The organism is Flavobacterium sp. Leaf82 (assembly GCF_001422725.1).
GTDB lineage: Bacteria > Bacteroidota > Bacteroidia > Flavobacteriales > Flavobacteriaceae > Flavobacterium.
On record NZ_LMMA01000001.1, the window covers coordinates 516342 to 532688 of the forward strand.

General features: G+C 32.7%; 14 protein-coding genes. 2 read left to right on the forward strand and 12 right to left on the reverse strand.

Translation table 11 applies throughout. The features are described from left to right. Positions 1-6 precede the first annotated feature (6 nt). The 5 genes from mrdA to purH form a co-directional block, all read right to left on the reverse strand. A complete protein-coding gene (gene mrdA / locus ASF10_RS02215; RefSeq protein ID WP_056244829.1) occupies positions 7-1977 on the reverse strand; it encodes a penicillin-binding protein 2 in 1971 nt (656 codons plus the stop codon). After that, positions 1974-2480, reverse strand: coding sequence for a hypothetical protein (locus ASF10_RS02220; protein WP_056244833.1), 507 nt, complete (start codon positions 2478-2480; stop codon positions 1974-1976). The genes mrdA and ASF10_RS02220 overlap by 4 nt, the downstream gene beginning before the upstream one ends. Beyond that, positions 2473-3297, reverse strand: coding sequence for a rod shape-determining protein MreC (mreC, locus tag ASF10_RS02225; RefSeq protein ID WP_056244836.1), 825 nt, complete (start codon positions 3295-3297; stop codon positions 2473-2475). Before mreC ends, ASF10_RS02220 begins: the two co-directional genes overlap by 8 nt. Positions 3298-3406: 109 nt before the next feature. Then, the gene (locus ASF10_RS02230; protein WP_007804822.1) at positions 3407-4435 is read right to left on the reverse strand and encodes a rod shape-determining protein; all 1029 of its coding nucleotides are present in this window, start codon (positions 4433-4435) and stop codon (positions 3407-3409) included. Positions 4436-4489: 54 nt separating this feature from the next. Next, positions 4490-6016 (reverse strand): bifunctional phosphoribosylaminoimidazolecarboxamide formyltransferase/IMP cyclohydrolase, encoded by a 1527-nt coding sequence (purH, locus tag ASF10_RS02235; RefSeq protein ID WP_056244839.1) that lies wholly within the window; start codon positions 6014-6016, stop codon positions 4490-4492. A gap of 165 nt (positions 6017-6181) precedes the next feature. Here purH and ASF10_RS02240 point away from each other — a divergent pair, with 165 nt between their 5' ends. Further along, on the forward strand, positions 6182-7429 hold the full coding sequence (locus ASF10_RS02240) for an ABC transporter permease (protein ID WP_056244843.1): 1248 nt from the start codon (positions 6182-6184) through the stop codon (positions 7427-7429). A gap of 328 nt (positions 7430-7757) precedes the next feature. On the opposite strand, the gene ASF10_RS02245 is transcribed toward ASF10_RS02240, so the two are convergent. From ASF10_RS02245 to ASF10_RS02265, 5 genes are all read right to left on the reverse strand, one after another. Beyond that, entirely contained in the window at positions 7758-8156 is a 399-nt protein-coding gene (locus ASF10_RS02245; RefSeq protein WP_056244846.1) for a helix-turn-helix domain-containing protein, read from the reverse strand. Between the two features lie 47 nt (positions 8157-8203). Continuing rightward, positions 8204-8605 carry a helix-turn-helix domain-containing protein gene (locus ASF10_RS02250; protein ID WP_056244849.1) on the reverse strand — a complete coding sequence of 134 codons (402 nt, stop codon included), beginning with the start codon at positions 8603-8605 and terminating at the stop codon, positions 8204-8206. A gap of 324 nt (positions 8606-8929) precedes the next feature. Next, the gene (gene accD, locus ASF10_RS02255; protein WP_056190173.1) at positions 8930-9784 is read right to left on the reverse strand and encodes an acetyl-CoA carboxylase, carboxyltransferase subunit beta; all 855 of its coding nucleotides are present in this window, start codon (positions 9782-9784) and stop codon (positions 8930-8932) included. Positions 9785-9894: 110 nt separating this feature from the next. Then, positions 9895-10962, reverse strand: coding sequence for a class II fructose-bisphosphate aldolase (gene fbaA / locus ASF10_RS02260; protein ID WP_056244853.1), 1068 nt, complete (start codon positions 10960-10962; stop codon positions 9895-9897). A gap of 58 nt (positions 10963-11020) precedes the next feature. Beyond that, the gene (locus tag ASF10_RS02265; RefSeq protein ID WP_056244855.1) at positions 11021-13576 is read right to left on the reverse strand and encodes a BamA/TamA family outer membrane protein; all 2556 of its coding nucleotides are present in this window, start codon (positions 13574-13576) and stop codon (positions 11021-11023) included. 37 nt (positions 13577-13613) lie between these two features. On the opposite strand from ASF10_RS02265, the gene ASF10_RS02270 reads away from it, so the two are divergent. Beyond that, positions 13614-14342 carry a TrmH family RNA methyltransferase gene (locus ASF10_RS02270; RefSeq protein WP_056244860.1) on the forward strand — a complete coding sequence of 243 codons (729 nt, stop codon included), beginning with the start codon at positions 13614-13616 and terminating at the stop codon, positions 14340-14342. A gap of 9 nt (positions 14343-14351) precedes the next feature. Here ASF10_RS02270 and ASF10_RS02275 read toward each other — a convergent pair whose 3' ends face one another. Both ASF10_RS02275 and ubiE read right to left on the reverse strand, forming a co-directional pair. Beyond that, positions 14352-15062, reverse strand: coding sequence for a porin family protein (locus ASF10_RS02275; protein WP_056244862.1), 711 nt, complete (start codon positions 15060-15062; stop codon positions 14352-14354). Between the two features lies 1 nt (position 15063). Beyond that, positions 15064-15795 carry a bifunctional demethylmenaquinone methyltransferase/2-methoxy-6-polyprenyl-1,4-benzoquinol methylase UbiE gene (gene ubiE / locus ASF10_RS02280; protein ID WP_056244864.1) on the reverse strand — a complete coding sequence of 244 codons (732 nt, stop codon included), beginning with the start codon at positions 15793-15795 and terminating at the stop codon, positions 15064-15066. Positions 15796-16347 lie beyond the last annotated feature (552 nt).

The window sequence follows — 16347 nt, forward strand, 5'->3', positions numbered from 1 at the left end:
TCTTTGTTAGTTCTTTTTAGTAGTGTCTGATACTATTTTTTTTACTTCTGTTTTAGGGGTAACTGCTACTGGTTTTGGGACAACAATTTTAGCTTTCAAAATAGAATCTTTTGGAGTCGATTCTATTGCACTTGCTTCTGTCATTCCTCCTAATTTTGCATATTCACCTGCAAGACTTTTGTTTAAAACCCTTACTTCTAAATCATTTCTTGTAATTTTTCTTTTCAAGTATTTCTCGATCATTAAACTTGCAATTGGTCCGGCAACAGTAGCACCAAAACCTCCATTTTCAATCATAATTGCAATTGCAATTTTAGGATTGTCTTTTGGAGCAAAAGCCACAAAAATAGAGTGATCTTTAAGTTGTGTTCTCTTTCCGTTAATTTTAGCAAAATTTTCTGCTGTACCCGTTTTTCCGCAAATATCGATACCATTTACTCTAAGTGCATAAGCTGTTCCTTTGTTGTAAACATCAAATAAACCGCTGATAACAGGCGGAAAATATTTTTGATCAACCGTAGTAACATGCTTAGTTGTAAATTTAGCATCAATCTTTTTACCTTCAATTTTTTTAATGATATGAGGCGTATAATAATAACCCTGATTGGCAACAGTTGCCATCATATTAGCCAACTGAATAGGAGTCATTAAAACCTCACCCTGACCAATCGCATTCGATACAATCGTTGTGCTTCTCCAGCCTCCGTTAGGATAAATTTTCTTGTATGTTTTAGATGTTGGAATGTTTCCTCTTTTACCAATTGGTAAATCGTATCCCATAAATTGACCTAATCCAAAACTTTTTACGTGATCACTCCAGACATCAACTGCTTTACCCGGATTTCCATATTTGTTAATGGTAAGCATATAAGCTTGAGCAAAATAGGTGTTACATGAATTGTAGATTCCGTTATGTAATTGATGAGGACCAAAACCATGACATTTCATGAAACGACCTCGACCATAACTAAATCCATGGTGACACATAAATGTAGTTTGCTCATTGATAACACCTTCTTGTAATGCTACCAAACCGGTTAAAATCTTAAATGGCGAACCTGGAGGATATTCTGCCAGAAGTCCTCTGTCATATAAAGGTTTTGCAATCGAATCATGATATAAAAGAGTATAGTTTTTAGATCTTTGTCTCCCAACTAAAATACCCGGATCATAAGATGGTGCGGTAACTAATGCCAGAATTTCTCCGGACTTTGGTTCAATGGCAACGATTCCACCTCTTTTATTGATCATTAATTCTTCTCCGTACTTTTGTAGTTCAGCATCAATCGTTAGGTTAATATCTTCTCCGGCAACAGCAATAGTATCGTATCTGCCATCTTTATAAGAACCAATCTCTCTATTGTATTTATCTTTCTGAATATATTTTACGCCTTTGATTCCACGTAAAATTTCTTCGTAGCTTTGTTCTACACCTTGTTGTCCAATTAAATCTCCACTATTATAATAAGGGTTTTTGGCAATTAAATTTTCGTTTACCTGAGTAATAAAACCAAAAATGTTAGCGCCATAATCTACTTCGTAATCACGAAGTGATCTTTTTTGGAAATAAAAACCTTCATATTTTCTGATTTTTTCCTGAAAAGCAGCGAATTCATTTTTGTTTAATTGTGATAAAAATACCGAAGGAAGTCTTGGGCTGTAGACTTTTGCTTTTGCAATTCTTTTGTCGTATTCTTCTCTTGTAATATTTAATAAAGCACAGAATTCACCAATATTTAGATTTTCTTTGATTTCTCTCGGGATAACCATGATATCGTAAGAAGCCTGATTGGCAACTAATAATTTTCCGTATCTGTCATAAATATAACCCCTTTCAGGATAGTCATACTGTTTCTTTATTGCGTTGTTTTCTGATTTCAATTTAAAAGAATCGTCAACAATTTGCAAATAGAATACCCTGATCACTAGCAAAGATGCTGCAATGATAATTAAAGAGGGCAGCAGAACTTTTCTCATCGTTTATTGGGCTTAATAAGGTAAATTATTATAATTGAAGTGATTATTGTAAAAATTGAGCTAAATAAAGTTCGGAGTAAAATATCCCAAATAAATTTAAACTGAAAAGCTTCCAGTACAAATAATACAATATGATGTAATACAACAGATACTAAAATAAATGAAAAGCGTTCAGGAGTTAAGGAATCATTTAGTTTAATGGTTTGATATTCATAACTCAGTCCAAATGAGAACTTAAAAATATAAGGTCTGTAATACGCCAGAATTACACAAGCCGTAGCGTGAATTCCGCCAGAGTTGCAGAACATATCCATTGTTAGTCCAAGTAAAAAACTTGAAATAATCAGACCTGATCTGTTACTATTTACGGGATATAAAATTATATATAGAATATATGGAAAAGGGCTTATGTATCCCAGAAAATTCATATTGTTGAAAATAACAACCTGAATTGCCAGTAACATTATAAATCGAAAAATATTGACTAACAATGCGCTATTCATCTTTTCCCTTTTTTTCTAAATTAATAAGTTCTTCTCTGTCTTTACTTTTAATAATGTAAACATGTCCAAGATTGGTCATGTCGTTGAATAATTTAACGTTAATGACATAGAAGCTTGTTTTGTCCTGAATGTATATTTTATCAACCGTTCCAATGTTAATTCCTTCAGGAAAAATTACTGATTGACCACCAGTTACGATAGTATCTCCTTTTCTGATCGAAGCCAATCTGGGTACATCGACTAACTGAACAAATCCTGTGCTTTTACCATCCCACGTTAAAGAACCAAAGTGGTTTGATTTTTTAATCTTAGCATTGATTTGTGATTTCATATTCAAAATACTCACAACAGTAGAATATCTTGGCGAAGTATTGTCTACGATACCAATGATTCCTAAACTGTTAATTACACCCATATCTTGTTTAACTCCTTCGTTTGATCCGGAATTTAAAGTGATGTAGTTTTCGTGTGTGTTGTATGAGTTGTGAATTACTTTTGAAACAATAATGTCAGCAGGTTTTACTCCTTTTATACTATCGGCCAAAGGCACTTTTGTGGTGTCTTCCTTATTGAATAAAAGACTTTTTAATCTTGCGTTTTCAAGTACCAATTCGTCGTTTTCGGTTCTTAAATTCAAATATTCATTTACACGATTAATTTTTTCATAAACACCTCCGCTTAAAAAATTAGCTGAACTGATTACTCTGCTTTTATGATAGGAATGAGATTGAATTGTGAGTGCCAACGAAATACCTAAAAGCAGCAAAAACAGCAATCGATTACTGTTTCTTATAATAAAATTAAAAATTTGCTGCATTTCTTGTTCGGTTATTTTGTTTCAGGATATGCTATTAAGTTTCAAATTTTCTAAGAGTCAAATTCAATTAATTTAACTCTTAGAAAAGTAATTTATTATCTTTTGAATCTTATTTAATTAAGATGCTTTTAAATTTTGCAATGTTTTTAAGAGCCATTCCGGTTCCACGAACTACTGCTCTTAACGGATCTTCAGCGATATAAACTGGTAAATCTGTTTTTTGTGAAATACGTTTGTCAAGACCTCTTAACATAGATCCACCACCAGCTAAATAAATACCTGTATTGTAGATATCTGCAGCTAATTCAGGAGGAGTTTGAGATAATGTTTCCATTACAGCATCTTCAATACGTTGAATCGATTTGTCTAATGCTTTTGCAATTTCACGGTAAGAAACGTCAACTTGTTTTGGTTTACCCGTAAGTAAATCTCTACCCTGAACAGACATATCTTCAGGAGGTCCGTCTAAATCTTCGATAGCGGCTCCAATTTGAATTTTTATTTTTTCAGCTGTACTTTCACCAACAAAAAGGTTGTGTTGTGTACGCATGTAATAAACGATATCATTTGTAAAAACGTCACCTGCAATTTTTACAGATTTGTCGCATACAATACCGCCTAATGCAATAACTGCAATTTCTGTAGTACCACCACCAATATCAACAATCATGTTTCCTTTAGGTTGCATAATATCGATACCAATACCAATTGCTGCTGCCATTGGCTCATGAATCAGGTAAACTTCTTTTCCGTTTACTCTTTCACAAGACTCTTTTACAGCTCTCATCTCCACCTCAGTAATACCAGAAGGAATACATACCACCATTCTTAAAGCTGGAGTAAACATTCTTTTTTTCAATGCTGGAATGCTTTTGATGAACATATTGATCATCTTTTCTGAAGCATCAAAATCTGCAATTACACCATCTTTCAAAGGCCTTATGGTCTTGATGTTTTCATGCGTTTTACCCTGCATCATATTGGCTTCCTTACCAACAGCAATGATTTTGCCTGATATTCTATCACGTGCAACGATCGACGGACTATCAATAACAACTTTATCATTATGTATGATTAAAGTGTTTGCGGTACCAAGGTCTATCGCAATATCCTCGGTCATGAAATCAAAAAATCCCATAAGTTTTTTAGGGGTTTAAAATGTTATAAATTATTTTGAACAAAGTTAAACAAATTAATGTTTAAAATGACGTGTTCCTGTAAATACCATTGCAAGATTATTTTCGTTGCAATAATTTATGCTTAATTCGTCTTTTATTGAACCTCCAGGCTGAATTACAGCTGTTATTCCTGCTTTTTTAGCTAATTCTACACAATCCGGAAACGGAAAGAAAGCATCACTAGCCATAGAAGCGCCCGTTAAATCAAATCCAAAAGCTTTAGCTTTATCAACAGCTTGTACCAAAGCATCAACTCTTGATGTCTGGCCTGTACCTGAAGAAATTAAAGTTCCGTTTTTAGCAAATACAATCGTGTTTGATTTTGTGTTTTTGCAAATTTTAGAAGCAAAGATCAAATCTTCTATTTCCTGAGCAGTAGGTTCTGTAATAGTAACGGTCTTTAAATGCTCTTTAGTATCTGTAATATTATTTCTGTCCTGAATTAACAAACCATTAAGACATGTTCTCACTTGTCTTGAAGGTAATTCTACTTGATTTTGAACTAATATAATTCTGTTTTTCTTTTCTTGTAAAACGGCAATTGCATCATCATCATAACTTGGGGCAATTACTACTTCACAAAACAATTTATTGATTTCCTGAGCAGTAGCTAAATCAATTTTAGTGTTTGCAATCAAAACTCCGCCAAATGCAGATGTTGGATCGCAAGCCAAAGCTGCTAAATAAGCTTCGCTGATTGTTGTTCTCGAAGCTAAACCACAAGCATTGTTATGTTTTAGAATTGCAAAAGTTGGTCCGTCAGTTTTAAACTCATTGATTAAGTTTACTGCCGCATCAACATCTAATAAATTATTATAGGACAATTCTTTTCCGTGAACTTTTTTGAACATCGCATCAAAATCTCCAAAAAAGAAACCTTTTTGATGTGGGTTTTCACCATATCTCAAAATCTGACCACCTTCTATGCTTTCTTTGTAGATTGTTTCGTCAGTATTAAAATAGTTAAAAATAGCACCATCATAATGAGAAGAAACGTGAAATGCTTTTGTTGCAAGCAATCTTCTGTTTTCAAGAGTTGTTGCACCGTTTTGCTCTGTAATTAAGTCCAGAAGTAAGCTGTATTCGTTAACCGAAGCTACAATTACAGTGTCTTTAAAGTTTTTTGCACCGGCACGAATTAATGAAATTCCACCAATGTCAATTTTTTCAATAATATCTTGTTCGCTTGCACCAGAAGCAACAGTTTTTTCAAAAGGATATAAATCAACAATAACTAAATCAATCTGCGGAATATCAAATTCTTTCATTTGTTGAACATCACCTTCGTTATCCTGACGGTTCAGGATTCCGCCAAAAATTTTTGGGTGTAACGTTTTTACTCTTCCTCCAAGAATTTCAGGAAATGAAGTAATATCTTCAACCGGAACTACAGGAATTCCCAGGTTTTTTATGAAATCTTCAGTTCCTCCAGTCGAATAAAGTGTTACGTTTTGTTCGTGTAATTTTCTAACGATTGGCTCTAGTCCATCTTTCGAAAAAACAGATATTAATGCTGATTGTATTGTTTTAGTTGTGCTCATTGTGTAGTTATGATTTTCAGACTGCAAAAGTAGTTTTTTTAAATATTATTTTAAAGAAAATTAATGTAACATTATGCTAAAAAAATCTACTGATGAGTAAGTTAACTTTTATTAGGTTTTTGATTTTAATTTATTGAATTTTACTTTAACGAATAATACATAAATATGCTGCTTTATCTAAGGTTATTGAAAGAAAGTTTTCGCTTTGCCATAAACGCTTTACGAAATAATAAATTACGTACCTTATTGTCACTTTTGGGAGTTACGATTGGTATTTTTTCGATTATTGCGGTATTGGCGGCCGTAGATTCTTTAGATAGAAAAATTTCGAAAGACTTAAGCAGCTTAGATAAAAATACGATTTATTTGATGAAATATTGTTTTGGACCTTCAGAAATTCCACAATGGAAAAGAGAACAGTTTCCTAACGTAAAATACGATGAATATATTAGCCTTAAAAACTCACTAAATAATACAGATCAGGTCGCTTATCAGCTTTTTGTAAATCATGAAACTTTAAAATATGATTCAAAAACAGTTAGTGATGTCAATATCGTGCCTTCGTCTAACGAAATGGTAGATATTGAGGGATTGAGTTTTGATAAAGGAAGATTTTATAATGAATCAGAATCTAATTCCGGAAGTGCCGTTATTGTTTTAGGATATGATATTGCCGAAGGACTTTTTGGAACAAGTGATCCCATCGGGAAAAATATTCGCTTATACGGTCAGCGTTTTACCGTAATTGGAGTAATTACCAAACAAGGTGCAGGTTTTTTTGGAGATAGTAATGATACATCTGTTTATTTGCCAACCAATTTTTTACGCCGAATGTACGGTGACAGCGATTCTATGACTCCCGTTATTGTTTTAAAACCTGTAAAAGGTGTAGATATGGATGCTTATAAGGCAGAAGTTGCACAAAAACTAAGGGCAATTCGTGGAATGAAAGCAGGCGAAATGGACAACTTTTTTATAAATGTACTTTCTGGTTTTACTGATTTTGTTGACGGAATTTTAGGAAGTCTAAGATTTGGAGGGATTTTTATAAGTTTCTTCTCTTTTCTTGTTGGAGGTTTTGGAGTTGCAAATATCATGTTTGTTTCTGTAAAAGAACGAACAAACTTAATTGGTATTCAGAAATCATTAGGGGCAAAAAATAGATTTATATTATTTCAGTTTTTGTTTGAAGCTGTTATACTTTGTTTAATTGGTGGAATAATTGGTTTATTAATTGTTTTTCTAATGTCTGTTCTTTTGACCAATTTATTAGATTTTGAATTTGTTTTGAGTTTTTGGAATGTAGTTATCGGAGCAGGATTATCAATTCTTGTTGGGGTAATTTCCGGAATTCTTCCTGCGATTTCAGCAGCAAAACTAGATCCGGTTGAAGCTATTAGAACCGGGATGTAGGTTTTTAAAAAGGTTCAAAGGCTCAGAGTTGCAAAGGTTCAAAGGTTTTATAAAAGAGTTTAAAGTTGCAAAAGGGGAGAGGTTTTTAGTTTGTATAAAACTCTGGAGAAAGAATTTATATTGTAGAGGCTGAATTTATTCCGTTGAATATGAAATTGATTCTTTTGAATTGCCTCCGGCTTTTGCTGGAGATCTAATTATAGATAAAGATTTAGGCTTTAGCCAAATAATTTTAGATCATACTTTTTTAAGAAAATCTATTATAATAAAAAATCCCAAGAAATAAATCTTGGGATTTTTGTTGAACTCAATATGCTTTTTGAAACTCTTATTTTTCTTTTAATAATTTTTCCAAATATTCATTTCTTTCTTTTTCTGCCTGAAGCATACGCTCAAAAAGTTCGATCACTTTATCTAATGGATTGAAAGTACAATGACTTGCATTAAACATTCCGTTTGCTCCATTGCAACTATTATCATAAAAAGTGTTGAAATAATTAATCATATTTTCTTCGGTAAAGTTTTTTATAGCTTCAACACTTACTCCAAGAGCTTTTGCAATTTCTGTAAGTTTTTCATCTTCTATCGTTTCGCTATTTTCTATTGCAGATACAGTTTGCTGACTCAATCCTAAAGCTTGCGCCAAGGCTTCTTGTTTCATGTCTCTAAGTTCACGAATACGGCTAATTTTTCGCCCTATATGATTTGGTTTTGTTGCTGTGCTCATAATTCAAAGATAATTATATTACTTTAAATGGAATAGGTTTGGAACTCTTATTTTTCTTTTAATAATTTTTCCAGAAACTCAACTTTTTCTTTTTCTGACAGAAGCATACGCTCAAAAAGTTCCACTACTTTATCTATTGGGTTAAATGTACAATGACTAGGGTTGAACATTCCGTTTATTCCATTAGTAAAACTATTATCGTAAAAATTATTAGTATAATTAATCATATTTTCATTTGTAAAGTTTTTAATTGCTTCAGTATTTACGCCAAGAGCTTTTGCAACTTCTGTAAGTTTTTCATCATCTATGGTTTCACTGTTTTCTATTGCAGATACAGTTTGCTGATTTGTTCCTAAAGCTTGTGCCAAGGCTTCTTGTTTCATATCGCGAAGTTCGCGAATACGACTAATTTTTCGCCCTATATGATTTGGTTTTATTTGTTCGCTCATAATTCAAAGATATTTATATTACTCTAAAGAAAATTGGTTTTGGTAAAAAACAGGCAAAATTATGTTTGATACATTTTCATGTAGATTGCTTGGGAACAAAACATTATTAGAAAAATGCAAACAACAAAAGTGCAATTTTTCGTACAATTATTAATTAATTGAGATTGAAATTGTAAGTCAGGAAACATTCCGTAGGAATTAAATATTGGTAGCAACGGAATTTATTCCGTTGAAATTGTAGAACGACAAATATTCAAGGTTTGATATAAAAAAAAATCCCAAGAAATAAATCTTGGGATTTTATATGTTTAAGAAGTCCGAAAACTATCTAATCGTATTATTTTGAATCAAATCGATATACAAATTAATTTTGTCTTTCAATTCTTTTCTAGGCGTGATAAAGTCTAAGAAACCGTGCTCTAATAAGAACTCTGCAGTTTGAAAACCTTCTGGTAAATCTTTTCCTGTAGTGTCACGAACAACACGAGGACCAGCAAAACCAATCAAAGCTCCAGGCTCAGAGATATTAATATCACCTAACATGGCATATGATGCAGTTGTTCCTCCAGTTGTTGGATCAGTACATAAAGAGATGTAAGGTAATTTTGCTTCAGCTAATTGGGCAAGTTTTACAGATGTTTTTGCTAATTGCATTAACGAATAAGCAGCTTCCATCATACGAGCTCCACCTGATTTAGAAATCATTACAAAAGGCAATTTGTTTTTGATCGCGTGATCAATACCTCTGGCAATTTTTTCTCCAACAACAGCTCCCATAGATCCACCAATAAAGGCAAAATCCATACAACAAATTACAAGTTCTTTTCCTTTAGATTTTCCCACTCCCGTACGCACAGCGTCTTTAAGGTGGGTTTTCTCCATTACATCTTTCAATCTTTCTGCATATTTTTTTGTATCCACAAAATGCAAAGGATCTTTTGATGTCATGTTTTTATCTAATTCAACAAATTCATTATTGTCGAATAAAATTTCAAAATAGGTTGCGCTTCCAATTCGAACATGAAAATCATCTTCAGGACTAACAAATAAGTTTCTCGCTAATTCGTCAGCATCAATAATTTTTCCAGTAGGAGATTTGTACCACAATCCTTTCGGAACGTCCATTTTATCTTCGGTCGCAGTTGTGATCCCTTTTTCTTGTCTTTTAAACCAAGCCATTTGTTTAGTTTTCAGTGTTCAGTAATCAGTTCCAGTGTTCAGTTTTAATAACAGTTTTCAGTTTTCAGCAATTGCAAGAAAACTGAAAACTGTTACTGATCACTTTTTTATTATAGTGTATTTACGTTATTCAAGTCTGCAAAAGCTTGCTCAAGTCTTGTATTGAATGTTACTTCGCTTTCACGTACCCATTTTCTTGGGTCATAGTATTTTTTGTTAGGAACATCAGAACCCTCCGGGTTACCAATTTGAGTTTTTAAATAGTCAATGTTTTTAACCATATAATCACGAATTCCTTCTGTATATGCAAATTGTAAATCTGTATCAATGTTCATTTTGATAACTCCGTATCCAATAGCTTCTCTAATTTCTTCAAGTGTAGAACCTGAACCTCCGTGAAAAACGAAATCTACCGGGTTAGCACCAGTTTTGAATTTGTCTTGTACGAAATCTTGAGAGTTTTTTAAGATTTTTGGAGTCAATTTTACGTTTCCTGGTTTGTAAACACCGTGAACGTTTCCAAAAGCAGCTGCAATAGTAAATTTAGGACTTACTTTAGATAACTCTTCGTAAGCATAAGCTACTTCTTCTGGTTGAGTATATAATTTTGAGCTATCAACATCAGAGTTGTCAACACCATCTTCTTCACCACCTGTAATACCAAGTTCGATTTCTAATGTCATTCCCATTTTGCTCATTCTTGCTAAATATTCTTTACAGATCTCGATATTTTCTTCGATTGGCTCCTCAGACAAATCGATCATATGAGAACTGAATAATGGTTTTCCTGTTTCTGCAAAATGTTTTTCAGAAGCATCTAATAAACCATCGATCCAAGGCAATAATTTTTTTGCACAGTGGTCAGTATGTAAAATTACAGTCGCACCATAAGCTTCTGCTAAAGTATGAATGTGTTTTGCTCCGGCGATTCCTCCAGCGATTGCTGATTTCTCGTTAGCGTTAGATAATCCTTTTCCAGCGTTAAATTGTGCTCCTCCGTTTGAAAATTGAATAATAACTGGCGCGTTTAGTTTTGCCGCAGTTTCAAGAACACCATTAATTGTGCTAGATCCGGTAACGTTTACTGCTGGTAAAGCAAAACCTTTTTCTTTAGCATAATTAAAGATTTCCTGTACTTGATCTCCTGTAGCTACTCCCGGTTTAATATTGTGTGCCATTGTAATTTTTTTTAGTTGTTTTTAGTTTTTAGGTTGCAAAAATAAGAATTAATTAGCATTAGAAAGGATAATTTATCCCAAAATTTAAAACCGAATGACCAAAATTGTATTCTTTGAACCAGCGGTCTCCCTTCTCATGCGCCGGATTATAAGTCTTAAAGCCTAAATCTAAACGAATAACAAAAAAGCTTAAATCGTAACGTAAACCAAATCCTGTACCCAAAGCAATTTCAGCTAAATCGTTTAAGTTGTTGAATTTTGCCTTGTCGTCGATCACATTATCGAGCACATTCCATATATTTCCGGCATCTGCGAAGATCGCGCCCTTGACATCTCCAAGGATTTTAAATCGAAACTCGGCGCTCATGGCAATCTTCATATTTGCCTCATTAAAATCGTTTACTGCATTTGTACTTCCGGGTCCCAAAGCATAAGGCTGCCATCCGCGGTTGTCATTTGAACCTCCTGAATAATAACTTCGTGAAAAAGGAATATAATTTGAATTACCAAACGGAATCGCGATACCAAAAAAGCTTCTTACGGCCAATACTTTTTCTTTTCCAAAATCCCAGTGTTTGATATAATCAAATTCGGTTTTTATATATTCAGAATACTCCAAATTGAATATTTCATAATTGCCATTTGCATTTTTTGGAAGATTTCCTATGCTCGAAACAGCAGATAATAAAGTACCTGCAGATTCTATTTTGGTTTTAAACTGATAAAAAGTATTGTCAGCAAGATCCTTTTTAGTGGTTTTTGTAAATGTGTAACTTGTTGCTAGAATAAAGTCATTTTCAGTCAAACGAACCCTTCTTTCTTCGATACTTTCTACATCTTTATAATCAGGATCTCCAGGTTGCAAAGCAGTTTGATTGGTTAATACCTGATTTGTAAAATTGGCAGTTCCGTCAGGGATTTTTAAATTTTGATTTACATCTAGATTTGCAGCGTCAGTATTATAAGTACCCGCAATACCGTTTAACTCATTATAGGAGGAGGTGTAAACTTTAAAATAGTTATTTGGATTTAAATTTCGAACAAATTGAGCATTTAGTAATTCTAATTTTGCCGTATTATTTCGTTTAGGCGACCAGTTATAAGAGATTCCGCCAGTAAAATTTTCTTTGTCCAGACCAATATTTCTTTGCTTAGAAAAACCTCCGGCAATACTTGTGGAAGGAATCATTCTTTTAGGAATAATTTTTTCAGTTCCAAACGGCAATAAGATTCTTGGGAAATTCAGTTTCAAATCAACCCCATATTCTGATACGTTAAAGAAATTATCATTAGGATTGGCCATATCTTTAGACGAACCAATATTTAAACGAGTAGAAATCTCAAGAGTTTCAGCCCTGTTAAATACGTTTCTAATGGTTTCAGAAATACTGGCACCAATACCAAAATCCTGAATATTAGAATGCGTTACATCAAATGTAGCTCCAAAACTATATTTTTTTCTTGGAGTTAAATAAACATTTGCGATCAATGATTGTGCTGTAGAATCCCGCTTATCAACTTCATATTGAATCGAAGGGTAATTGAAGATTTTTAAATTATTCAAATACCTCGAAGAGAGAGTTGTTCTCGTGTCAGAAAAAGTGCTTCCTTTATTAATAAAAATTGCATCAGTAATAGCTCTGGGTTTATATTTTAGCTTTTTGTAGCTGTATAAATTAAAGTTTTTATAAGTCGTGCTATCTGTTATTTTGGTTTTTGCATTTGCAGGAGAATAATCCGTATAAATGTTTACATCGCTTATTTTATACAATTTAAAAGGTTCAGTTCTGCTTGAATCTCTTTCCTGAATATTATTGTTGTTTACAATCAGTGTTACATCGGCTTTGTTCTTTTTGCCAATAGTATCAATATCAAAAGTAACATAAGTAGGCTGAAAAAAATAAGCGCCGTGATTTCTAAAGTAAGTAGTAAGACGGTTTTTTTCCTCTTCAAAATCAGCAGTTTTATATTGTTTCCCTGATTTTAAAAACGACGGTTCATTGTTGGTTTTGTATAATGAATCCAACGCCGGAGTCATGATATTTGTTTTTATAGTGTCCAGGGTATATGCCGGACCAGTAGTTATAAGATAGTTTACTTTTGCTTTTTTTCTGGCAACACTATCAATACTATAATCTGTTGCTACATTAAAATAGCCATTATTAAAATAGTAGAACTTTAAACGTAAAAGAGATTTTTTGGTTTTTGCCGTATCAATAATTACCGGCGGCTCTCCAGTGCTTTTTAAAAACTCATGAATACCTTTGTTTATAAAAGACTGCCCAAGTCGATCTACTTGTTTTGCAGATAAAATTTTTGCCTGACGTTCATATAAACCCGGGTTATTTTTAAATTTTGCCTGATAAGTAGAATCTGGATTTAAGTTGGCTAAATTGTATAAATTTAAACGTAAACGATATCCCAGCAAAGTACCATTGGGTTTTTGATACATTTGGTTCGATGCTATTTCATCATTAGTTTGCTTTCCGTTTACAATAATATTGTTTTTTACAAGAAGGTTTTTTCCATCAGGAACTCTTTTTACAGCATTACAACCGCAAATAAATGTTGCTATTAGAATAAATGCTGTTATTTTTGTGGAATTCTTTTTCAAGTGTTCTTAAATATTTAATTCAAAAGTACATTATTTTATGGTTAGTAAAAACCAAATAAAACTTATCTCAGGTTTACATCAAAAAAAGCAACGTTTTGCAAATCAATTGTTTTTTGCCGAAGGAGTAAAAGTAATTCAAGAATTGTTGCTATCCAATTTTGAATTAGAGCATTTATACACGACTCTAAATGATTTTGAAGAAGTTCATTCTTCAAAACGTACACTTATTAATGAGCAGGAACTTAAAAAAATAAGTGCCCTGTCAACTCCAAATTCATGTTTGGCAGTTTTTAAAATCCCATCCGAAAATAACATAATCAATTCGGGTTTGATTCTGGCTTTAGACGACATTCGTGACCCCGGAAATCTGGGAACGATTTTACGTCTATGTGACTGGTTTGGAATCAAGCAAATTATCTGCTCAAAAGAAACTGTCGATATTTATAATCCAAAAGTTGTGCAGGCGACAATGGGGTCGATTGCAAGAGTAAATGTGAATTATGTTGATTTGAAAAGTTTTATTGCAGAAACAAATCTTCCGGTTTTTGGGACCTTTATGGACGGAGATAACATCTATCAGTCAAATTTACCTCAAAACGGCATCATTATTATGGGTAACGAAGCCAATGGGATTTCATTAGAAATTGAAAAAATGGTTACCAGCCGACTCACAATTCCAAGGTTTGGAGAGCTGCAAAAAACCGAAAGTTTAAACGTAGCTACTGCAACTGCAATTATTCTCAGTGAATTTAAACGAAATAGTTAAGATTTTGTTTTAATGAAAAGTGAAATTTATTAAAATTGCCCTTGATTTCATTGAGTCAATATTTCCTGTCCACGGGCTTGGTCCATTTGCCGGATTATCACGAATTAATTCGTCAGTAATACCAAACATACCTCTAATAGAAGGAGAGAATATAAAGTATTCTGAGAAAATATCAATTCCAAAACCAAGCTCGTAAGCTGCAGTCCATTGTTTTACCCTGAATTTGCCTTCAAAATTGTCGTCTTTTGATTTTGAATTACTTGATAAATTTAATGTAGTAGACATTCCTCCAACTAAGTATGGACGAATATTTCCGGTACGCAAAGAAGAAAATTTTAATAATAAAGGAAAGTGTATATAAGTACTGTTTACTTCTCTTAAATAATCTTTTTCTAAAGGCAGCTCAGGATAAAATAAATCACGCTTTGTGTAGTACAAACCTGGTTCAAAACGCAGGTTTATATATTCCTGAAGCCTTAAATCAGCTACAACACCAACATTAAAACCGGTAGTTTTTTTTACCTGAATATCCTCACCCGGATTTTTGTAGTCAAATTTGAAATCGAAACTATTAAATCCCAGATAATATCCAAAATAAAGGCGTTGTTTTTGCCAGTTTTCAAGATTTATGATTGGATCCTTGCTAAACATGCTTTTAGCAAATTGAGAATATCCTTGCGTCGTTAAGACTAATAAAATTAAGACTACAGTTTTTTTCATACTATTTTTTAGATGCAGAATAAATTGTTGCGACACCAAAAGTTTGAGGCATAGCCACAACATCTATAAACCCAATTTTTCTCAAAATATTGTTCAGGGCTTCTCCATAAGGAAAAACAGCAGCAGATTCAGACAAATAACCATAAGCAGAATTGTCTTTAGAAAACAATTTTCCTATAATTGGAAGTATGTTTTTGCTGTAAAATTTATATCCTTGTTTATAAGGTGTTTTATCCGGTACAGATGTTTCTAAGATAACAAAAACTCCGTTTGGTTTTAAGACTCTTAAAATTTCAGCAAATCCTTTTTCTAAATTCTCGAAATTTCTAACTCCAAAACCAACAGTTATAGCATCAAAATAATTGTCTTCAAAAGGGATGTTTTCAGAATCTCCTAAAACCATATCAATAACGTTTGATAATTTTCTTTCGGCAATTTTCTTTTTTCCAACCTCAAGCATTCCGGCAGAAATATCCAGACCAATTATTTTTTCGGCATTAGTTTGGGTCATTAAAATGGCTAAATCACCAGTTCCGGTTGCGATGTCAAGAATAATTTTTGGTTTTTTATCTGAAACTATTTTTAATACTTTTTTTCGCCACTTAATATCAATTCCAAATGAAATTACACGATTTAAATTGTCATAGTTTCCCGAGATGTTATCAAACATTTGGGCAACTTGCTCTTTTTTACCTAAAGAAGAGTCTTTATATGGGGTTATTTTTTCAGACATTTTTTTTATTTACGCAAATATAATACAATCTGACTTAACTGTAATTGAGTTTTTTAATTTGTAAATAAATGTTTTAGGCAAAGGTTCGTAATTGTTTATTAGATTTTTATTTTTTGGCTATCACTAAAAGTAGGTATCACTAAAAAATCACCGAAAGTGGGTATTGTGGGGTGCTGATTTTATAACCAACTTTGCCTCAGTTAAAAGAAAAATTTTAATGATTGATGGAATAATTGACTAAATCAAATGAATACTTTTTTGCACTGGTAATTTCATTTGTTCTTGAAGTAGTTTTGAAAGTATTGTTCTTGGGGCCAATACTCTTTTTAAAGTGCGAAATACGTTCTTAGGATTAAATTTGTTTTTGGAAATTTTAATTTTCTTGCCTTTAATATCTTAGTGGTATTTGTTATTAAAGGCGCTTTTGAGATTCATTCTCATTAAATGTTATTCAGTTATTCAAATGTTTTTAACATTTGTGATTTTTTTACCAAAACTATTTCTGGAATAAGTCAGATCTAAAAGTCAATCGTTTTTAAAAAACATCCTTCA